This window comes from Pseudomonas sp. B21-040 (genome assembly GCF_024748695.1).
GTDB lineage: Bacteria > Pseudomonadota > Gammaproteobacteria > Pseudomonadales > Pseudomonadaceae > Aquipseudomonas.
In genome coordinates, this window is sequence record NZ_CP087176.1 from 4,025,794 (window position 1) to 4,046,873 (window position 21,080).

At 59.5% G+C, this 21,080-nt stretch carries 19 protein-coding genes and 2 pseudogenes; 13 read left to right on the plus strand and 8 right to left on the minus strand.

What is annotated here, in order from left to right; translation table 11 throughout:
• Positions 1–7 precede the first annotated feature (7 nt).
• Positions 8–1,012 (plus strand): annotated as a pseudogene (gene galE, locus LOY55_RS18470) (UDP-glucose 4-epimerase GalE); the annotation flags it as partial.
• An 8-nt stretch (positions 1,013–1,020) separates the two neighbouring features.
• Here galE and LOY55_RS31220 read toward each other — a convergent pair.
• Positions 1,021–1,068 carry a hypothetical protein gene (locus LOY55_RS31220; protein WP_371916738.1) on the minus strand — a complete coding sequence of 16 codons (48 nt, stop codon included), beginning with the start codon at positions 1,066–1,068 and terminating at the stop codon, positions 1,021–1,023.
• A gap of 23 nt (positions 1,069–1,091) precedes the next feature.
• Between LOY55_RS31220 and LOY55_RS18475 the strand changes: the two genes are divergently transcribed.
• The 6 genes from LOY55_RS18475 (at position 1,092) to LOY55_RS18500 (ending at position 6,519) form a co-directional block, all read left to right on the plus strand.
• Positions 1,092–2,570, plus strand: coding sequence for a family 16 glycosylhydrolase (locus tag LOY55_RS18475; protein ID WP_109786247.1), 1,479 nt, complete (start codon positions 1,092–1,094; stop codon positions 2,568–2,570).
• A gap of 136 nt (positions 2,571–2,706) precedes the next feature.
• On the plus strand, positions 2,707–2,940 hold the full coding sequence (locus tag LOY55_RS18480; RefSeq protein WP_046030302.1) for a hypothetical protein: 234 nt from the start codon (positions 2,707–2,709) through the stop codon (positions 2,938–2,940).
• A gap of 75 nt (positions 2,941–3,015) precedes the next feature.
• Positions 3,016–4,074 carry an acyltransferase gene (locus tag LOY55_RS18485; RefSeq protein WP_077431954.1) on the plus strand — a complete coding sequence of 353 codons (1,059 nt, stop codon included), beginning with the start codon at positions 3,016–3,018 and terminating at the stop codon, positions 4,072–4,074.
• 132 nt (positions 4,075–4,206) lie between these two features.
• On the plus strand, positions 4,207–4,836 hold the full coding sequence (locus tag LOY55_RS18490; protein WP_046030304.1) for a hypothetical protein: 630 nt from the start codon (positions 4,207–4,209) through the stop codon (positions 4,834–4,836).
• A 19-nt stretch (positions 4,837–4,855) separates the two neighbouring features.
• Positions 4,856–5,515, plus strand: a complete 660-nt coding sequence (locus LOY55_RS18495) for a metalloregulator ArsR/SmtB family transcription factor (RefSeq protein WP_046030305.1) — start codon at positions 4,856–4,858, stop codon at positions 5,513–5,515.
• A gap of 152 nt (positions 5,516–5,667) precedes the next feature.
• Positions 5,668–6,519 carry a hypothetical protein gene (locus LOY55_RS18500; protein WP_258666163.1) on the plus strand — a complete coding sequence of 284 codons (852 nt, stop codon included), beginning with the start codon at positions 5,668–5,670 and terminating at the stop codon, positions 6,517–6,519.
• Positions 6,520–6,653: 134 nt separating this feature from the next.
• On the opposite strand, the gene LOY55_RS18505 is transcribed toward LOY55_RS18500, so the two are convergent.
• Positions 6,654–7,997 (minus strand): MFS transporter, encoded by a 1,344-nt coding sequence (locus tag LOY55_RS18505; RefSeq protein WP_258666165.1) that lies wholly within the window; start codon positions 7,995–7,997, stop codon positions 6,654–6,656.
• Between the two features lie 130 nt (positions 7,998–8,127).
• Here LOY55_RS18505 and LOY55_RS18510 point away from each other — a divergent pair, with 130 nt between their 5' ends.
• From LOY55_RS18510 to LOY55_RS18520, 3 genes are all read left to right on the plus strand, one after another.
• Complete coding sequence (locus LOY55_RS18510; protein WP_258666167.1) at positions 8,128–9,024, plus strand: LysR family transcriptional regulator; 897 nt, start codon at positions 8,128–8,130, stop codon at positions 9,022–9,024.
• Between the two features lie 66 nt (positions 9,025–9,090).
• A complete protein-coding gene (gene ilvD, locus LOY55_RS18515) occupies positions 9,091–10,773 on the plus strand; it encodes a dihydroxy-acid dehydratase (protein ID WP_109786671.1) in 1,683 nt (560 codons plus the stop codon).
• A 104-nt stretch (positions 10,774–10,877) separates the two neighbouring features.
• Entirely contained in the window at positions 10,878–11,318 is a 441-nt protein-coding gene (locus LOY55_RS18520; RefSeq protein WP_077431953.1) for a hypothetical protein, read from the plus strand.
• A 63-nt stretch (positions 11,319–11,381) separates the two neighbouring features.
• Here LOY55_RS18520 and LOY55_RS31225 read toward each other — a convergent pair whose 3' ends face one another.
• A complete protein-coding gene (locus tag LOY55_RS31225) occupies positions 11,382–12,245 on the minus strand; it encodes a methyl-accepting chemotaxis protein (RefSeq protein WP_408981002.1) in 864 nt (287 codons plus the stop codon).
• A pseudogene (locus LOY55_RS31230) lies at positions 12,240–12,995 on the minus strand (MCP four helix bundle domain-containing protein); the annotation flags it as partial. The gene LOY55_RS31225 and the pseudogene LOY55_RS31230, both read right to left, overlap by 6 nt.
• 219 nt (positions 12,996–13,214) lie before the next feature.
• Between LOY55_RS31230 and LOY55_RS18530 the strand changes: the two are divergent.
• Positions 13,215–14,075 carry a CAP domain-containing protein gene (locus LOY55_RS18530; protein WP_258666169.1) on the plus strand — a complete coding sequence of 287 codons (861 nt, stop codon included), beginning with the start codon at positions 13,215–13,217 and terminating at the stop codon, positions 14,073–14,075.
• On the opposite strand, the gene LOY55_RS18535 is transcribed toward LOY55_RS18530, so the two are convergent.
• Positions 13,993–14,718, minus strand: coding sequence for a DUF2238 domain-containing protein (locus LOY55_RS18535; protein ID WP_258666171.1), 726 nt, complete (start codon positions 14,716–14,718; stop codon positions 13,993–13,995). The genes LOY55_RS18530 and LOY55_RS18535 overlap by 83 nt on opposite strands.
• Positions 14,719–14,897: 179 nt before the next feature.
• Between LOY55_RS18535 and LOY55_RS18540 the strand changes: the two genes are divergently transcribed.
• Together LOY55_RS18540 and katG are read left to right on the plus strand one after the other, a co-directional pair.
• Positions 14,898–15,353 carry a glycine zipper 2TM domain-containing protein gene (locus LOY55_RS18540; RefSeq protein WP_046030315.1) on the plus strand — a complete coding sequence of 152 codons (456 nt, stop codon included), beginning with the start codon at positions 14,898–14,900 and terminating at the stop codon, positions 15,351–15,353.
• A gap of 410 nt (positions 15,354–15,763) precedes the next feature.
• Positions 15,764–18,019 (plus strand): catalase/peroxidase HPI, encoded by a 2,256-nt coding sequence (katG, locus tag LOY55_RS18545; RefSeq protein ID WP_258666174.1) that lies wholly within the window; start codon positions 15,764–15,766, stop codon positions 18,017–18,019.
• A gap of 120 nt (positions 18,020–18,139) precedes the next feature.
• Here katG and LOY55_RS18550 read toward each other — a convergent pair whose 3' ends face one another.
• The 3 genes from LOY55_RS18550 to LOY55_RS18560 form a co-directional block, all read right to left on the minus strand.
• Complete coding sequence (locus LOY55_RS18550; protein WP_258666176.1) at positions 18,140–19,471, minus strand: DUF2235 domain-containing protein; 1,332 nt, start codon at positions 19,469–19,471, stop codon at positions 18,140–18,142.
• 81 nt (positions 19,472–19,552) lie between these two features.
• Positions 19,553–20,011 (minus strand): metallophosphoesterase family protein, encoded by a 459-nt coding sequence (locus LOY55_RS18555; protein ID WP_046030321.1) that lies wholly within the window; start codon positions 20,009–20,011, stop codon positions 19,553–19,555.
• 34 nt (positions 20,012–20,045) lie between these two features.
• Positions 20,046–21,044, minus strand: coding sequence for a bile acid:sodium symporter family protein (locus LOY55_RS18560; RefSeq protein WP_109786762.1), 999 nt, complete (start codon positions 21,042–21,044; stop codon positions 20,046–20,048).
• Positions 21,045–21,080 lie beyond the last annotated feature (36 nt).

Here is a 21,080-nt window from a genome sequence, read left to right on the forward strand (position 1 = left end):
CCTCACCATGCGCAAAACTACGCTGATCACTGGCGGGGCCGGCTACATCGGCTCCCATACCGCCCTGGCGCTCATCAACGCCGGACACCACGTGCTGATACTCGACAACCTGTGCAACAGCTGTCGAGAGTGCATCGCGCGCCTTGAGCTACTGACCGACACCCGGGTCGATTTCATCAATGGCGACATGGGCGACTCGATCTTGCTCGACAACATTTTCCGTCGTTACGACATCGATGCCGTGGTGCATTTTGCGAGTCTCAAATCCGTGGAAGAAAGCATCCGCAAGCCACTGGACTATTACGCCAACAACGTCGCCGGGACACTCAATCTTTGCCGGGCGATGGTGCGTCATGAAGTGTTCAACCTGGTGTTCAGCTCGTCGGCCACGGTGTATGGCGACCCCACGCAAGTACCGATTGCCGAAGATCTCGGCACTGGCAAACCCGTCAATCCCTACGGCCGGACCAAGCTGATGATCGAAGAGCTGCTGACCGACCTGTGTCACTCCGATTCGCGCTGGAACATCGCCTTGCTACGCTACTTCAACCCGATTGGCGCTCACGAGAGCGGGATGATCGGCGAAGACCCCAAGGGCCGCCCCAACAACCTGTTGCCGTGCCTGACGCAGGTCGCGATTGGACGGATGCCCGAACTCACGGTGTACGGCCGCGACTATCCCACCGTGGACGGAACGTGCGTGCGCGACTACATCCATGTGGTCGACCTTGCCAATGGTCATCTGAAGGCGCTGCAGGCATTGCAAGACATGGGTGGCATTCATTCCTGGAACCTGGGCACCGGCATTGGCTATAGCGTGCTCCAGATCATCCACAGTTTCGAAGACGTTACCGGCATCACCATCCCCTTCAGCTTCGCCCCGCGTCGCCCCGGAGACATCGCTCAAATGTGGGCCGACCCGAGCAGGGCTGGACGGGATCTGGGCTGGAGCGCGCAACGCGATCTCGATCAGATGATGGCGGATTCCTGGCGTTGGCAGTCGTGCAATCCGCAGGGCTATCAATCCTCATTCGGCGTAGTGGCATTGACTGCGGTGAAATAAGCAATCGTTCCAACAGTAAGGAAAGCACATGCTCAGAGAATGCCTGTGGGTACTGCTGTTGTCGGTTTCGCTGGCGTGCAGCGCTGCGCCAGCGCCTTCCCGTCCGCCAGCCGCCGGGCTGGTGCTGTGGCTGGACGCGGCCGATGCATCGAGCATGAGTATCGACGCACAGGACCGCCTCCAGCACTGGAACGACAAGTCCGGCAAATCCAACCACGCCACGGTGGACGACGCCATTGGGCCCTCGGGTCCGCAGTTCGTGGCCAACGCCTTGCACGGCCACGCGGTGGTGCGTTTCAATGGCGTTTCGGCGTTTCTGGGCAAAACAATCCGCGTTGGCAATGGCCCGGCAACCCTCCTGATCGTCTCCCGCCGGCTGCCCGAACAGAGCCCGGCAGACCCTTGGCAGCGGCTGTTCAGCTCACGCCCCAATAGCGTCGATAACGACAATGTGCTGCCCAACTTTGCCATTAGCCTGCGACAGGCAGACGCCTACGCGCCGACCATCTCCGTGCTCGAACTTCAAGACGTGCCGATTGGGCCCTACGCGGTCGGGCGCAACGTGGTCGGAAACGCCGACAACTTCAAAGGCGATATCGCGGAAGTGCTGGTGTACGACCGCCCGTTTGCCTCCCTTGCGCAGCAACAAGAGGCGTATCAATACCTGGCGGACAAGTGGTCGGTTGCCATTCCCCGGCAGGCTGATACCTGGACCCGGGTCGGGCCGCTGGGCCCCTTGCCGACACTCGACGACGCCGGCTTGCCCTTGTCCGATCAGGCCGATGCGGGTAACTGGATATTCGACAGCAAACTGTCCGATGACTTCGATGGCGACGTTCTCGACACCGTGCGCTGGCACGTCAACAATGCCCAGGGGAATGAATCCCTGGGCCGCAAGCCGGCGCTGTTCAGGCCGGCCAATGCGTTCTTGGCCAACGGCAACCTGAACATCGTCTTTCGCAAGGAAGCCTTGCCACAGAAGTACGTGCAACTGGGTTTCAAGGATTATTCTTCCGCCATGGTTCGCACGGTCGAGCGCGGTTTTTACGGTTACTACGAGGCACGCGCCAAACCCATGGACTCGGCAGGTTCCAGCGCCTTCTGGCTGGCCTGGACGGGCATGGAAGATAACGCCACCGAGATCGACATCTTCGAAATCGGCGGCAAGACCAAAGACGCTGCCTACGACCGCTTGTACAACATGAACGCCCACCTGTGGGCCACGCCCCAAAGCACCGAACATGTCGCCAGCGCCAGCATCTGGGTCAGCCCCTGGCGCCTGGCGAGTACGTTTCATGTCTACGGCTTCGACTGGCAGCCCGACACCCTGCGCTGGTACGTCGATGGCGTGCTGGTCCGGGAATCCAGGAATACGAATTTCTTCTTTCCAATGCAGATCGTCTTTGACAGTGAGGCCATGTGGCAATGGTTCGGAGTGGTAGACGATGCTGACCTGCCCTCTACCTTCAGAGTCGATTACGTCAAGGTATGGCAACGCAGTCAGTAGCGTTTCTCAATCATGGATCTGTCCGTCAGGTTCATCCGATTACCCCTGAACTTTCGTTCGAGCAGTCAGGTCGACAGAATTCCAGCCTCATCCGGCTCCCGGGCGGCGGTTAAAAAACAAGAATGAGGGGCTAACGGTGAATTGTCTGATTTGTGTCGGCGTGGCGGAACGCATTCAGTGCCACGGCCCATGGGAGGAAAGGGATTGTCCGGAATGCGGGCGCTATCGGGTTTCCGATGAGCTGCTTTTGACCTTGATGGATCAAGGCCAGATCTTCGATGTCATCAAAACCAGAAACTGGCTCGAGAGCCAACGCAAGGAAGGTGTTACCCCTTCAATTGAAGTCCATGAGGCGCTACTGCTGCTCTAGCGTTCGCGCTGGATCAACGTTCAATCGGCAGGGAGGTCAGTTGTCAATCAGCGCCAACCCATCTGGAGCGTGTACGTGATCAAACGCCGGCTGAATGAACTGGATTTGCTGCGCTTCCTGGCAGCGCTCGCCGTGGTGTTTTTTCACTATGCTTTTCGCGGGTATGCAAAAGGCGACATGTCTGTAATGCCCTACCCGCTGTTGGCTGAGCCTGCCAAATACGGTTACTTGGGTGTCGAACTGTTTTTCATGATCAGCGGATTCGTCATTCTCATGACCGCGTCGGGCAACAATCTCAAAGCCTTTTTCATATCCCGCGCCATTCGCCTCTACCCTGCTTTCTGGGTGTGCTGCACCCTGACTTTTCTGATCACGCTGGCCATTGGGCAGCCGCGATACACCGCTGATGTTTATCAATACATTATTAACATGACGTTGCTGGGCGACTTTGTAGGTGTCGAGCCCATAGACGGCGTGTACTGGTCGCTGTTTGTAGAAATAAAGTTCTACCTGATGATCTCCATTCTCCTGGCCTTCAAGAAAATAGAAAAAATAGAAACCTGTCTTGTGTGGTGGTTGCTGATCTCTGCCGGTGCCGAAGTATTCGCCTTCGAAAAGTTGCGCTCGGTATTAATTACCGATTACGCCGCCTATTTCATAGCGGGTGCGACGTTCTTCATGATCTGGGCCAAGGGGATCACCAAAACACGAGTGCTGCTCTTGGCTGGGGCATTGGCATTGGCCTGCTTCACCGCCATCGTTTGGGCCGAATTGCTCGAAACCAAATATCCAACCGACTTCGATCCCCTGATCGTCTGCAGCATGATCATCCTGTTCTTCATGACATTCTTCCTGGTCGCAACCAACAAGACTGCAGCCGTAGGGACATTCAACTGGACGGCATTAGGCGCGCTGACTTACCCACTTTATCTACTGCATCAAATGATCGGCTTTATGATTTTCAACATTGCCTACCCGGCGATAAACCCACACCTCCTGCTCTGGGGCACTATCGCGTTGATGATCGGTGCGTCTCATGTCATCCACAAACAAATAGAAACCCCCATTGCCAGGCACATTAAAAAAGCCCTTTCATTCTCCTTCAAACGTGTCGAGGCGAATAAGCCTCGATAAAGCGCCTCCTCCACCGCAGCGCAGCGCAGCGACATGACCGTTGATCTGCAATTTTTGCTAACGCCCAATAAAAACATATTTTGATGCTTTAATTGATATTGTCGAACAATCCCACCTACAGAGGGTGCCGTGATGAATATCAAAACCTTGGCTTTATTGTTGTTGGCCCTGTGCGCTCAACCCGTCTGGAGCCAGACGCCCCCCGCTTCACCGCCCGCCGCCGACAGCGCGGCACTCACCACCCGTCTCGCTCTGCGGGACCTGTGGGTCGAGCATATTTTCTGGATCAGAAGCTACGCCATTGCCAATCAGGAGCACGACAAGGCACAGGCTAAAGTCGCCGCCGATCAGGTGGTCGATAACGCCACCAAAATCGCCAACAGCATCGCCCCGCTCTACGGCCAGCCCGCTGCCGATCAGCTGCTCAAGCTGCTTGCCGGTCACTGGGGCGCGGTGAAACACTACAGCGACGCCACCGTCGCCAAGGATGCGAAAGGCAAGCAGGCCGCCGTCGCTGACTTGACCAGCAACGCCAAAGCCATCGCCGCCTTCCTGGCCAAGGCCAACCCCAACTTGCCGGAGAGCACCCTGGTCACGATGCTGGCCGCCCACGGCGGGCACCATGTCAGCCAGATCGATCAAATCGCCGCGCACGACTATGCCGGCGAAGCCAGCACTTGGAACATGATGCGCACCCACATACTCGCGCTGGCCGACGCACTGACGGCGGCGCTGGTCAAACAGTTCCCGGAAAAATTCTGATCCCGCGCGAGGACACCCCATGCTTGAAGGACTGGGCCGAACCCAGCAGGACTTGCTCAATGCGCTGCTGCACCATGCACGCGGCATGAGCATTGACGAGCTGGCCGAGCAGTTGGCCGTCACCCGCACCGCGATTCGCCAGCACCTGGCGGCGCTGGAGGGTGCCGGCCTGGTGCTGCGCGGCGACACGCGCCCGACGGGGCGGCGTCCGGAGCAGTTGTATCAGCTCACCGACCATGCGAAGGAACAGTTCCCCCGCCAGTATCAGCTGCTGGCCAGTGTCCTGATTGACGAAGTGGCTGGCATCATCGGCCCCGAAGCCCTGGCGGCACTGATGCGCAGCATGGGTCGTAAACTGGCGCTGGACCGTGAACAGCACGTGGTGGACGAAGGCACCATCGTGCAGCACATGAATCAGGCCGGGTACGAAGCCGAGGTGATTTTTCGCAGCTCGGACGATAAGGAAATCGTCGCGCACAACTGCGTATTCCACCGCCTCGCCGCCGCGCACCCGGTGGTCTGCGAGCTGGACCTGGCCTTGATCGGCGCGTTGGGGGGGGGTGAGGTCGACCATACGGAATGCATGGTTCGGGGCGGAAATGTCTGCCGGTTCAAACTGCGGCCGAGTGAGCCTCAGGAAGAGGCTGAAGCGACCACAGAACCGGAACCGACGCCTTGAATCATCGGTGAAACCCTGGCCACCGACCGGCGCCTTCAAGTAGGGGGCGTCGCCGCCGATACACCTGAAAGCGTCACGGATACGACGTACCGTGTCTGGCATCGAGCGTCTCAACGCTCCTACTTGTGAGCGGTCCTCGCCAAGGAAGCACAATGATCACTGTCTCAACTTCAACGAATGCGGCGATGTCTGTCTACGCGGCGGCTGTCGATTCGAAGTCTGCCAATACCCGGCAGCAGCTCGGTCAAGACGAGACAGCGCAGACCCAGACGTCAAACACTGATTCGGTGAGCCTCTCCAGCACTTCCACCGATTACAACAGCTCGATCGTCGGCAATGCGCCGTACTTTCCGGTCCGCGCGGGGATGAATGCCGACGCGCTGGTGCTTGGCGCGTCCAAGCCTGGCGCAGTCTCCAGTTCCAAGGACAAGACCTTCCCGGAAGTGGCCGCCGACGCGCGCAAGCGCATGGATGAAAAATACGCGCAGATGACCGCCAGCGGCCAGCCATACGCCAAGACGGATGAAGACCGTAATGCACTGTTTGGCGACCTGGATCGACGTTCGTTGAACGCCGTCGCCACCAACGAAGGCGGCAAGTTCACCGCCGATGAACAAGCGTCGGCCCAAGCCTTGATGCGCCAGCAAGGCCGACTCGCCACCGGTTATTACAGTGGCCCGGCGGACCAGGAAAAAAACTGGAAAGACCCGTTCGCCAACGACCCGGTTGCCCGCGCTCATGCCGCCCTGGATTTTCTCGACAACATGAGCCCCGAAGAAAAGAACACGCCGCAATGGCTGACCCAACACCTGTCGCTGGAAGCGGCACTGAACCAGAACGCTGGCTCGGATCCCGCCGATAAGAAGTCCGGGCATTTTCACAACCTGGCTGAAATCCTCGCGGGTGTAGTGACGGATGGCTCGGACAAGGACAAAGCCGACGATGCCAAAACGGCCGACCCTCTTGCCCACCTTCTGGACACGCTTCAAACGCAGGTTTCCTGATCCCGCCACCACCACCCCTGTAGGAGCCGAGCTTGCTCGCGATAGCGCAGTGTCAGTCGATACAAATGTTGACTGATACACCGCCATCGCGAGCAAGCTCGGCTCCTGCAAGGGGACTGCGGTGGATGCGCTGTTTAGGCAGCGGAGAGCTGGCGTTTGCGAGCGGGCAACGCGATGACTAACGCCAGCACGATCAACCCCGCCGCCAGCGCAAACGTGACACGCATGCCATTGCCTGCAAACACCGCGCCCATCACCGAAGCGCCCGTGATCAACCCCAGATTGCGCGACAGGCTGAGCAACCCGGCGATCACGCCCCGCTGATCGGTACTGACACCGCTCATGATCAACGTATTGTTGGCCGCCTGAAACAGCGCATAACTGGCGGTGATGACTGCAATGGGCGCGACATAGCCGGGAATGCCGAAACCGGTCGGCATAATCGACAACACCCCCGCACCCGATGCCATAAATGTCAGCCCAAACACCGTCATGCGCTGCGCGCCAAAACGGTCCACCAGACGACCGGCCGGCACTCCGGCCAGCACCGCCACCAGCGGGCCGACCGACAACGTAAGCCCGACCAGCGCCGCCTTTAGCCCCAGCGTGCCCGACAGATAAAACGGCCCGACCACCAGCGTCGCCATCATCACCGTCGACACCAGCACGCTCATGACCATGCTCGCACTCAACCGGCGATCCTGGAACAGCGCCAGCCTGATCAAGGGCGATGACGCTTTCGCTTCGACGAACAGGAACATTCCGGCGCCCACCACCGCGACCAGCAGCAACACCAGGTTGAGCGCCCCCCAATCACCCAACGTCATGGCCAGCGCATAGGCGCCCAGTGTCAGCGCCAACAGCAGCGTTCCGGGAACATCAAACCCGTCACGCCGGGCCACCGGCCGATCCGCCGGTAAACAGCGATAGGCGAGCACGAAATTCAGAACGCCCACCGGCACATTGACCAGAAAAATCGCCTGCCAGCCAACACCGGAAATCAACACGCCCCCCAGCGCCGGACCGAGCGTGGTACCGATCGCCGACATCGTGCCGAGCATTCCCATGGCGCTGCCGGTCTGTGCCTTCGGCACCGTGTCCGCGACAAACGCCACGGTCAGCGCCAACATGAGGGCCGCGCCAAGGCCCTGCACCGCGCGGGCCGCGACCAGCCAGCCCAATGAGGACGCGAGCCCGCAGGCGAGCGAAGCCAGGGTAAAAATCGCGATCCCGCTCAACAGCAAGCGCTTGCGCCCGACAAGGTCGCCGAGCCGTCCGGCACTGACGATTAATGTCGTGATCGCCAGCAAGTATGCGAGCACGATCCACTGAACCTGCTGAAACGTTGCGTCAAAGGCGTGAGCCAATGTCGGTAATCCGGCATTGGCGATGCTGGTGTCGAGTGAAGGCATCAACATCGACAGTGAAAGACTGGCGAGCGCCCAACGGACCGATCCTGATTGCGTGATGAGTTTCATTGCCTGGCCACTGAATCAAAAGTTGGCCTTCAGCGTATGGCCGGACGTGGCATGGCGGAAGACGCACGGCTTGCACTTGATACCTGCACGCAACGCCATATCACTGCAAAGTCGTGCTAGCGTTCACCCCATGACCACTCCCGACTTGAACCTGCTGATTACCCTCGATGCCCTGCTCACCGAAGGCAGCGTCGCGGGCGCCGCCCGACGCTTGCGCCTGAGCCCATCGGCCATGAGCCGTGCGCTGGCGCGATTGCGGGAAACCACCGGCGACCCGTTATTGGTGCGCGCCGGACGCGGCCTGGTGCCGACACCCCGCGCACTCAAACTGCGCGAACAGGTGAGTCAACTGGTGCTGCACGCCGAGGCGGTGCTGCGCCCTGCCGAGCAACTCGACCTCAAACACCTGGTGCGCACATTCACCCTGCGCACCAGCGATGGCTTCGTCGAGAACTTCGGGCCGGCTCTTATCGCCCGCATCAGCGAGCAAGCACCCGGCGTGCGCCTGCATTTCGTGCAAAAACTCAATCAGGACCGCACGCTGCTGCGCGATGGCACCGTCGATCTGGAAACCGGCGTGGTGGACGATACCACCAGCCCCGAAGTGCGCACCCGCGCGTTGTTTCAGGATCGCTTCATCGGAGTGGTGCGCGTCGGGCACGGGTTGAGCGAGGGCGAGATCACCCCCGCCCGTTACGCGTCCGGCCGGCACATTCTGGTGTCGCGACGCGGGCGGGATAAAGGGCCGATGGATGACGCCTTGAAATCACTGGGGCTTGAGCGAGACATCGTCACCATCGTCGGCGGGTTTTCCGCCGCGCTGGCCCTGGCCCGCGCCTCGGATCTGATCGCTGCCGTACCCGAACGGCACACGCAAAACCTGCGCGCCGGACTGCACAGTTTCCCGCTGCCGGTGATGACTCCAGCGATCACGGTTTCCATGCTCTGGCACCCGCGAATGGACGCGGACTCGGCGCATCGGTGGTTGCGCGAATGTGTGCGTGAGGTGTGTGCAACGGTGGACTGATTTTTGCGGCAGCCGGGTCTAGACTTCAATCCTTGCCGATACGGTCTGCTGATGTGAGCCAACGCCATGAGCGACAAAGACGATCTGCGCAAATACTCTTCCGAAGTCATCGACGGCGTCGAAGCCGCTCCCGCACGCGCCATGCTGCGCGCCGTGGGTTTTACCGATGAGGATTTCAAGAAACCACAGATTGGCATCGCCTCCACCTGGGCGATGGTCACGCCGTGCAACATGCACATCGATAAACTCGCCCTGGAAGCCGAAAAAGGCGCGAACGCTGCCGGTGCCAAAGGCGTCATTTTCAACACCATCACCATTTCCGACGGCATCGCCAACGGCACCGAAGGCATGAAGTATTCGTTGGTGTCGCGCGAGGTGATCGCCGATTCGATTGAGGTGGTGGTCGGTTGTGAGGGCTTTGACGGCCTGGTGACCGTCGGCGGTTGTGACAAGAACATGCCGGGCTGCCTGATTGGCATGGCGCGGCTCAATCGGCCGTCGATTTTCGTCTATGGCGGCACCATTCGCCCGGGCGCCGGCCACACCGACATCATTTCGGTGTTCGAGGCCGTGGGTCAGCACGCACGGGGCGATATCAGCGAGATTCAGGTCAAGCAGATTGAAGAAGTGGCGATCCCCGGCCCCGGCTCCTGCGGCGGCATGTACACGGCCAACACCATGGCGTCGGCCATTGAAGCGCTCGGTATGAGCCTGCCCGGTTCCAGCTCCCAGGAAGCGGTCGGCATCGACAAGGCGTCAGACAGCTTTCGCGCCGGTCAGCAGGTCATGGAATTGCTCAAGCTGGACCTCAAGCCGCGCGACATCATGACCCGCAAAGCCTTTGAAAATGCGATCCGCGTGGTCATCGCCCTCGCCGGCTCGACCAATGCCGTGCTGCACCTGTTGGCCATGGCCAATGCCGTGGATGTCGAACTGACGCTGGACGACTTCGTCGAGCTGGGCAAGGTGTCCCCGGTGGTGGCGGACCTGCGCCCCAGCGGCAAATACATGATGAGCGAACTGGTCGCCATTGGCGGCATCCAGCCACTGATGAAACGCATGCTCGCCGCCGGCATGCTGCACGGCGACGTGCTGACGGTGACAGGCAAGACCCTGGCGGAAAACCTCGAAAACGTTGCCGACTACCCCGAAGGCCAGGACGTGATTCTGCCCTTCGACAAACCGATCAAAAAGGACTCGCACCTGGTGATCCTGCACGGCAACCTCTCGCCCACCGGCGCCGTGGCCAAGATCACCGGCAAAGAAGGCCTGCGCTTTGAAGGGACGGCCCGCGTCTATCACGGTGAAGAAGGTGCGCTGGCCGGCATCCTCAATGGGGAGGTCAAGGCCGGCGACGTCATCGTGATCCGTTACGAAGGGCCAAAAGGTGGCCCGGGCATGCGCGAAATGCTTTCGCCCACGTCTGCGGTGATGGGCAAGGGATTGGGCAAGGACGTCGCGCTGATTACCGATGGCCGTTTTTCCGGCGGCTCGCACGGTTTTGTGGTCGGGCATATCACACCGGAAGCGTTTGAAGGCGGGCCAATCGCGCTGATTGAAGACGGCGACCGGATCACCATCGACGCCGAAACCCGGCAGATCACCGTCGACGTGACCGACGCGGTATTGGCCGAGCGCAAGACCCGCTGGGTCCGCCCGGAATCCAAGTACAAACGCGGGGTGCTGGCCAAATATGCGAAGACCGTGTCCAGTGCTTCGGAAGGCGCGGTGACGGATAAGTACCTCTAAAACATCAGAGGCCCGAACGTCTGAAGAACACATGGATGTGTATAGGCGACTAAAATTTATAGGGGGCTCACTTCAGCACGCCTTTGTAAGGCAGGAGGCTTACGATGAAAATCGTATCTTCGCTGGCGTTGATGGTCGCGGCTGGCTGCATCTCGGTGGCTGTAGCAACCCCGCAGCAGATCGACGCCGTTCCCTTGAACGCAACTACTTACAATGCCGGACATATCGCTCAGGCCGTTCTAACCCCCTTGAACACTGGTGAGACGGAACTCTCATTGTTCGTGGGTGGTGTACCCGATGGCACTTTAGTTCCGGCGCACTTGTATACCTATGTCTACTCGGGAAGCTGTGCCCGGCATGAGCCGAAACCGGCCTATTCACTCAACCAGGTCGTGACTGACAACTTCAACGAAACAGAGGGAATCCAACTCCAGAAGACTGTGCCTCTGCCATACGAAACACTGCGCTCCGGCCATTACTCGCTGGTGGTGCGAGATAGCCCGGCCGATGGCAATCACGATATTTTCTGCGGTGAACTTATCTAAGAACCTCTCCTCCCGCTTCCACGCAAAAGCGTGGGAGCGGGAAGACGTAACGACCAGATGCTGTCAGAGCCGAAACCGATCCACCGACTGCGACAGCTTGCCCGCCAGGCTCGACAGTTCATCGGTAGTCGAGGCGGTCTGGCCGATGACCTTGCTGTTGCCCTCCGACATACCGGCGATCATGTCCACCTGATGGGCAATTTCGTTGCTGGCCAGGCTTTGCTCGCCGATGGTGCGGGTAATGTCGTTGACCAGTTGCGTGGTACTCAGCGTCGCACTGAGGATTTCACGGATGGCGCGCTCAACGTCGGCCGTCACGGCCATGCCTTTGTCCACCTGTGCCACGCCCGCCTCCATGCTGGTCACCGCCTCGCGGGTGCTTTGCTGGATGCGCGAGACCATGCTGGCAATTTCCTGGGTGGAGGCGCTGGTGCGTCCGGCGAGGCTACGCACTTCGTCGGCGACCACGGCAAAACCACGGCCCTGCTCACCGGCGCGCGCCGCCTCGATGGCGGCGTTCAAGGCCAGCAGGTTGGTCTGGTCGGCGATGCCCTTGATCACCTGAATGATGCTGAAAATCCCTTCGGACTCCTTGTCCAGCGTGCGAATCACCTGGGCCGATTGCTGCGCGGAACGGGCGATGCCGTCCATGTCTGCGACGACCTGATGGATCACCCGACCACCATCCTTGGCCAGTGATTCAGCCTGATTGGCCATGTCCAGCGCGCGTTCGGCGTGGCGGGTGATTTCCTCGATGCTCGCGGTCATTTCGCTTGCGGCGGCGGCCATGGTGCTGGCGGCGGCGCTTTGCTGCTGGCTGCTGTCGGCGACCTGATGGCAACCGCTGCTCAATTGATCGCTCATGCCACTCACGCCGTGAGCGTTGCTGCGCACCACTTCGATCATGCCGCGCAAGTCGCGTTGCATCGTGGCGAGGCTGCGAATCAGGGTGCTGGCTTCGTCTTTTTGCGTCGGCTCGACAATCGGTTCGCTGAGGTTGCCATGGGCGATGCTGATGGCGATGCGATTGGCGGTCTGCAAAGGCCCCATGATGCTCAGCATCACCCAGCGTCCCTGAATAAGCAGCAACACCAGGCTGGCGATGAGCACGACGCCGAGGGTGAAGTTGGCGCTCTGGATCGCTTGCTGGGTATTTTGGCTGGTCTGTTGCGTGTTGGTTTCGATCAGCTCGCTGAGGGCCGCCATCTGATCTTCCAGTTGGCTGAACGCGGCATTGAAGGTGCCCAGCTCTTTCTGCGCGGCTTCGGGGTTTTCCAATGCCAGGCCAACGATGCGCTCTGCCGCAGCGATGTAAGTGTCCAAACTCGGCTTGACCTTGTTCAGGGCAACCTTGAGGGTGTCGTTGACCGGCAACTTGAGGTTTTCACCCAGCACTTCGCGAAAATGCGTCGTGTGTTCTTCGATTGAACTGTGCACCTCGACCTTGCTGCTGGTGCTTTTGCCCAGGCCGACCAGCATCGCCGACAACACATCGGCGCGCAGGGCGTCATGCATCATGTCGGCTTCGAGGTGATTGCGCAGCGCGGTCATGCTGACCTCGCTCTCATTCACCGCTTCGGCCATCTGCGTGTTACCTACGTAACTGACCAGACTCACGATCAGCGCGGTGAGCAAGCTGGTGCCAATCAACAACAGTAATCGCAGTTTTATCGACACGGTGCTGCCCTCTGTTGGCTAGTCGGTATTGTGGAAACGCTATCGACCGCTGCAGCCACTTGTTTAACAGTGGCTCGGTACTTTTGACCTTTTTCGACATGCGGTAGGTAAAACGCGCTTTTCTGCCCCCTTCCCTCCTGAACCTAGTGTTCAGTCGCCAGTCTTACAGGCGCCGTAAATTCTCATTTTCGTCATTATCTCCTCAGAGCTGTCCGCCCCATGCACCCCACCGTCCTCGCCTTGCGCTGCGCCTCGCTGTGTTGTTTACCTGTGCTTGCTCTATTGGCCACCCCTGCCCATGCCAGCGGCGAACGCCAACTGGTGGCCGCGATCAACGATTACCGTGCCCATCCGCAACGTTGCGACAGGCGCCCGGCACAACGCCTGGCGCCGCTGGCGCTGAACTCGAACCTGGCGCTGCCCATCGGCTATGGCGGTGGTTTGCGCGATCGGCTGAAGGCTTCCGGCTATTCGGCGGTGACGGTTCGAAGCATTCGGGTGGTCGGTGCGCAGGATGCCGATGAAGCCTTTGATAGGTTGCAAGACGATTACTGCGGGGCGCTGCTGGATGGCCAGTACGCGGACATCGGCGTCAGTCGCAGCCGATCGCAATGGCAAGTGGTGCTGGCGCAACCGGTACTCGACCGTCAGGTCGGCGACTCGCGAACCGTCGGCAAGGCACTGTTGGCACAAGTCAACGCGGCACGGGCCAAACCGCGGATGTGTGGCGCTCAGCGCTTCGCCGCCGCACGGCCGCTGAGCTGGAACACCGCCCTGGGCGCCGCCGCCCAAGGGCACAGCAAGGCCATGGCCTACGGCAACTACTTTGCGCACCGTGACCCCGACGGTGATATGCCCGCCGATCGAGCGCGGGCCGCCGGCTTTCGCGGCAGGCAGACCGGTGAAAACATCGCCGCCGGGCAAAGTTCACCGAGCAAGGCGATGTCAGGATGGCTGGCCAGCCCCGGGCATTGCGCGAATCTGATGAACCCGATGTTTACTCAGGTCGGCGCCGGTTATGCGGCAGATGCCCGTAGTGATGAGGGGGTGTATTGGACGATGCTGTTTGGGGCACCGTGATCGGGTGACTTGAACGCTGTTTCTTTACCTTGAAAAGGAGCATCACCAGCAAACTGACAAAGGCGCCGGTCACCGCCAGCGCCATGTCTTTCTGTGAATCCCACGGATCGTTTTGAGCACCAATGAAGGCGCGGGACGTGTCGTCGCCCAGATAGGCCCCGCCAATCCACTCCACCAATTCGTAGATGGCTGACGTCGACAGCATGATGTTCATCGCCACGAACAGCAGCCAAAAGCCCCGCAATGGGGTCAGCCGCAGCAGCACTTCTCGCACGGGATAGACCAAAAACAACCCGTAGCTCAAATGGACCAGCCGATCAAAATGGTTGCGATGCAGGCCAAGGGCTTTGTTGAGGCTGAACCCGGCCAGGTCCGAACACCAACGGTCGTAGGGCACTTCGGCGTAGGTGTAGTGAGAACCCAATTCGTGAATACACAGGAAAACGAAAATCAGGGTGACGGACACCGCAGACAAGCGAAACCAGTAAGAGGCCGCCACCAAGGTGCCCACGAGCAACAGCACCAACAGGTTTTCCAGCGCCCAATCAACCCGACTGTGCGGCGAAAAGCCCAGCACCACGACGATTGAAACAAACACCAAAAGCAGCGTCAGGTCGTATCGCGCATAGGGTTTGGGCTGCATGGCGTGGGCTCCTGGGTGACAAACATCAGATCAATTCAACGTAAAACCGGTTCAAGCACAGCGACAAAAGGCAGGACTCCTGACCACCAATGGGCTTAAAGGCGTGTGCTAGGCTTTTTGCACTAACGTGAGGTGATGCGTTTGGATACACAACCCTTCCTGAAAGCTGGAGCTCAATGATGAAAACCACTGTTTCCTGGATAACGATCACACTGATGAGTCTTGTGCTTAGCGCCTGCGCCGCCGTTGGAGCCGGGAGCGGAGGCGCGGGCGAAATGGAAATTCGCTCGGGCAAGATTGAGCAGATCACCCTCACGCAGATGCAAACCAATCATGACAGTGGTGTCGGCGCCATTCTTGGCGGGATCGCCGGTGTCGGCCTTGGCAGTTTGATCGGGCATGGCACAGGACGGGACGTGGCGATGGTGGCCGGCGCGCTCGCGGGTGCGGCAGGCGGCAACTACGCGGAGAAGAAAAAGTATGACCAGCCTCAGGAAGCTCAACAGATCATCGTGCGCACAAAAAGCGGTGTGCTGGTGTCGGTGACCCAGCCAATCAATCCTGGACTGAACAAAGGCATGAACGTTTATATCGAAGGCACTGGAAACGAAGCGCGGGTGGTGCCGCAGGGCTAAGTAAAAATGAGGGGATGGATTTTTTGTTTATCAATAGATCCGTCTCCTTCCAAGGGCCTCTAAACCCAGACAATCTCAAAGGCCCCAATAAAAGCTTTTGCCTATCAGCCCCGAATACTCCACCTATTAGCTGACTTGCAGATAGGCGTCTAACCTTATCCCAGCGCTGGCGTGAGCCGGCCGGTTTTGAGCTGATAAGGAGACAGGAATGAGTCAGAAACATGACTAAGCCTGCCGTGGGCCACCGTGATTGCACCTCGTTCTGCGCTGTACCGATGCCCGTGTAATCAAAACAATCAGTGAATCGAACTGCTGGCCCAGCAGCCTGTGTCATTGCTTTCGCTCGTCGCTATTTCGAGCCCACAACGGGCCGGGTAGCCCGGATGAACACGACCAAAGGTAGCTCGCACATGGCAAATGAATCGAAATGCCCGTTTAACCACGCCGCCGGTGGTGGCACGAAGAACCGCGATTGGTGGCCGAACCAACTGAACCTGAACATCCTGCACCAGCATTCGTCTCTGTCCGATCCCTCGGACGAGGGTTTCAACTACACCGAAGCGTACAAAAAACTGGATTTTGCAGCGGTCAAACGAGACCTCACGGCGTTGATGACCGATTCGCAAGACTGGTGGCCAGCGGACTTTGGTCACTATGGGCCACTCTTCATTCGCATGGCCTGGCACGCCGCCGGCACCTATCGCACCGGTGACGGCCGGGGTGGCGCTGGCTCCGGTCAGCAACGCTTTGCACCGCTCAACAGCTGGCCGGACAACGTCAGCCTCGACAAGGCACGTCGGTTGCTCTGGCCGATCAAGCAAAAATATGGGCGCAACATTTCCTGGGCTGACCTGATCGTGCTGACCGGCAATGTGGCGCTGGAGTCGATGGGCTTCAAGACCTTTGGTTTCTCCGGTGGTCGTCCGGACGTTTGGGAGCCGGACGAAGACGTTTACTGGGGCTCCGAAAACAAATGGCTGGGCGGCGATATCCGCTACGGCAAAGAAAACCAGCCTATGCAAGAGCCCGGCGAAGGTCCGCTGGTTGCTGAGCCCGGGAAAAACGAGGAGAGCCGCACCGAGCAGGGCCGAAATCTGGAAAACCCACTCGCCGCCGTGCAAATGGGCCTCATCTACGTCAACCCCGAGGGCCCTGAAGGCAATCCGGATCCTGTCGCTGCAGGCACGGACATCCGTGAAACCTTCGCCCGCATGGCGATGAACGACGAAGAAACCGTGGCGCTGATCGCTGGCGGCCACGCGTTCGGTAAAACCCACGGCGCCGGACCTGCCGACAATGTCGGTGCCGAGCCCGAAGCCGCTGGTCTCGAACAGCAAGGCTTTGGCTGGAAGAACAGCTTTGGCACCGGTAAAGGCTCGGACACCATCACCAGCGGGCTGGAAGTGACCTGGACCACCACGCCAACAAAATGGAGCAACAACTACCTGGAAAACCTGTTCGGCTTCGAGTGGGAACTGAGCAAAAGCCCAGCCGGGGCGCACCAGTGGGTCGCAAAAAACGGCGCCGGTGCCGGTACCATTCCGGATGCCCACGACCCGTCCAAACGGCGCAATCCCACCATGCTGACCACGGACCTGTCCCTGCGCTTCGACCCGATCTATGAGCCGATTTCCCGACGCTTCCTGGCCAATCCCGATCAACTGGCCGACGCCTTCGCCCGCGCCTGGTTCAAGCTGATCCACCGCGACATGGGCCCCCTCTCCCGCTACCTCGGCCCGGAAATGCCCAACGAAGTACTGCTGTGGCAAGACCCCATCCCGGCGGTCGATCATGCCTTGGTCAGCGACAGCGACGTCGCCGCACTCAAGAGCAAAATCCTTACCTCGGGCCTGTCGGTCTCGCAGCTGGTATCGACTGCCTGGGCAGCCGCTTCCACCTTCCGCGGCTCCGACAAACGCGGCGGTGCCAACGGCGGACGCCTGCGCCTGGCCCCGCAGAAATTCTGGCAAGCCAACCAGCCAGAACAATTGGCGAACGTCCTGGCGAAACTCGAAAGCATCCAGAGCGAGTTCAACAGCGGTGGCAAGAAAGTCTCGCTGGCCGACCTGATCGTATTGGCGGGTAACGCGGGCGTCGAACAAGCGGCGAAAAATGCCGGTCACAGCGTGACGGTTCCGTTCACGCCGGGGCGGATGGACGCGTCGCAAGAGCAAACGGACGTGGAATCCTTCGGCTTCCTCGAACCGATTGCCGATGGCTTCCGCAACTACCTGAAAACCCGCTACCGCGTACCGGCCGAGCAACTGTTGATCGACAAGGCGCAACTGCTGACGCTCACCGCTCCGCAAATGACCGCGCTGATTGGTGGTCTGCGAGTGCTGAACACCAACGTCGGACAAACCCGCCACGGCGTCTTCACCCAACAACCGGAAGCGCTGACCAACGACTTCTTCACCAACCTGCTGGACATGAGCGTGGAATGGAAACCCACCTCCGAGGCCGCTGAAGAGTTCGAAGGACGCGATCGCAAATCCGGTGCAGTGAAGTGGACCGGGACGCGTGTTGACCTGGTCTTTGGGTCGAATGCGCAATTGCGGGCACTGGCCGAGGTTTATGCGAGCAGTGATGCGAAGGAGAAATTTGTTAAGGACTTTGTGGCGGCCTGGACCAAGGTGATGAACCTGGATCGGTTTGATGTGAAGTGACGGGGTAAACCGTCAGGTCTTGAATGAACCACCCCGCCCCGATCAAACGGGTCGGGGTGGCTTTTAAAGGCTTACTCTTTCTGGACGTCGGCGCGTCATATCACGACTTGGGCTCTGATCCTATAACCCGCGCGGAGCAAGGTCCGGAGCGTCGAAAACCTGATCAATCAGTGCTGGATCAATGCACAGCAGGTTTTCAGGTTCGTATTTCAGCTGGTCTCCCCACGGCTGGCCGGTGGTCAACGATCCGTTCAGGCGCACCATCACGGATTCATGCACCCAGACTTTCTGCCCGGGCTCAGGCTGGGGAATCTCTCGCGCTCTGGGTTTGCCGAATGGCGGCATCGAGCCAAACTTGAGCGTTCGAGTGTGAGTCTTGGGGTCCCACCTCAAGCGCGGCACCCACTCCGCAATCATCCACCATCGGGACAGCGATTGGTGGGCTTGTGCCAGCGGATCCGCTACCGGGCAGGTCTTGGGATGGAGTTCGCCACGACACGATGCATCATCGATGTTCAACCCGGCCTCCAGGCTCTCCCCAATCATCCAGCGCAAGGCAATCAGGGCAAGCTGCGATTCTTCCAACGGGTAGCCGCCACCGACATCGCAATGCACGCCGGCGAACCACACCTGTTTCAGGTCCGCGGCCTTGGCGACATTCCATAGGTTCTGGCGGAAAAAACAGCGTCGCTCGTCAATGGACACCGCATGACGGATGGTGCGTACGCTTGGATTGTTTGCGGTATAGGGAACGACCAACGGGTCATACACCCAACCCACTGAACTCACGGTGTCGAACAACCCGAGAAAGTAGACATCGACATCCTGGGAAAAGGATTCCTTGAACTGCGTCATCAAGGAAAAATCCGGTCGCTTGTCCGCGGTCAGGCGCCACCAGAAATAGCTCCACGGCCGCTTGAGGGAAGGTTCGGGCGCACCTTTTTCGGAACATGTTCGTGTGGTCAGTAATGACCAGGCAAAGTCCAGTTGTTGAGCCTGGTGGGCCGGTAGCAGCCCAAGCGTATGAATCATGGCTGCCAGGACCCGGGCAGCATAGGAGCCGCGAGAAAAACCGTAGATGAAAATCTGATCGCCTTCCTGATAGTTCTCCATGAGAAAACGGTAGGCATTGAGCACGTTACGCTTGATCCCCCAACCAAACGCCAGCCCGGCAATTCGCGACGGTACCTTCTCCCATTCGAACAGGGTTTCACTTAACCCGAACGTGCCCACACCCTGATCGTAATAGCTCAGAAGCTCACTGCTGTTCTTGGGTAATGACCGAAACACCCGGAGCACATTGGTGGGTTTGTCACAGAAGCGGTTGTTCGTTCCATCGATACAGAGAATTAGTTGGCGCGCCATGGTCTGTGTGCTCTCCGCAATCTTGTTGCCCGGCAAAGTGGGGTTCCCGCGCTTCCTGTCGGCAAGCGAGGGACGGTGTGGCCCCACATCCGTGTCGTGACAACTGCTGCGGTAAATCGTGGAGGGCTATCCAAGGCATAGCAGAGTTAATGGCGCTTAGCCATAAAGCTAGTTCAGTAACGAGACCATGCGCGGTTCAATTGAAGTCTCCAACACCTCAACCAACGCCAGCGTCACCGGCAACTTGAAACGCCGCCGCCCCGCGCTGCCGGGATTGAGGAACAGCTGATCGCCGCGCCATTCGATGCATGGCTTGTGCGAGTGCCCGGTGATCACCAGTTTGATGCCTGCATCGAGCGCGGCCGGGACATCGGCGATGTCATGCACCAGCAAAGTGCCCCAACCCTTCAGGTCGAAACGCAGAAGATCATCCAGATGCGCGGCCCATGGCGCGTCCACGTCATTGTTGCCGCGCACGACATGCAGTGGAGCAATGGACGCCAGTTGATCGAGGATGTCCGGGCTGCCGATGTCGCCCGCGTGAATGATCCGCTCGCACCCTTCCAGGGCCGCAAGGGCTTCGGGGCGGAGCAAACCGTGGGTATCGGAAATCACGCCAACCTTCATGCATCGCTCCCGTTGAGGTCGGGGTCTGACGCGATCAAGGATCTACTTGCGCCATCAGTTCAGCAACCGATTCCTGGCGATTGGCGTAGCGCTGGGCCAGCACCGCACAGACCATCAGCTGAATTTGATGGAACAACATCAACGGCAGGATCAACACGCCGATGGTGCTGCCGGCGAACAGCACCTGAGCCATCGGCACACCGGTGGCCAGGCTTTTCTTCGAGCCGCAGAACAGGATGGTAATGCGGTCTTCCATGTTGAAACCAAAGGCTTTGCCCAGCACCGTGGAAGCCACCAATACCAACCCCAGCAACACGCAGCACGCCACCACCAGCCCGGCCAGTTCCCACAGCGGAATCTGGTGCCAGATGCCCTCGGTCACCGCTTCGCTGAACGCGCCGTAAACGACTAAAAGAATCGAGCCCTGATCAACGAACTTCAGCCAACTCTTGTTGCGCCCGACCCAGGCGCCGATCCAGCGTCGTGCGATCTGCCCGGCAATGAACGGCAGCAGCAGTTGCACGCTGATCTTCATAATCGCATCGAGGGTCGAGCCGCCATCGCCCTGCACATTCAGCAGCAGCGTCACCAGCAATGGTGTGAGGAAGATCCCGAACAGACTGGACGCCGCCGCACTGCAAATCGCCGCCGGAATATTGCCGCGCGCCAGCGAGGTAAAGGCAATGGCCGACTGCACCGTCGCAGGCAGTGCGCAGAGGTACAACATGCCCATGTACAGATCATCACCGATCAGTGGCGACAGCACCGGTTTGAGCGCCAGACCGAGCAGCGGGAACACCACAAAGGTCAGGCTGAACACCAGCAAATGCAGGCGCCAATGCCCGGCCCCGGCGATGATCGACTCGCGTGACAGTTTGGCGCCATGCAGAAAAAACAGCAGGGCGATGGCGACGTTGGTCAGCCAGCCAAAGCCCACCGCCACTTGACCGCTGGCGGGCAACACGCTGGCCAGCAGCACGACGCCAATCAGGGTCAAGGTGAAGTTGTCGGGTAAGAAACGGGGGCGCGTCATCAGGATCATCCAGGTTTGCCAGGAACGTGATGACGA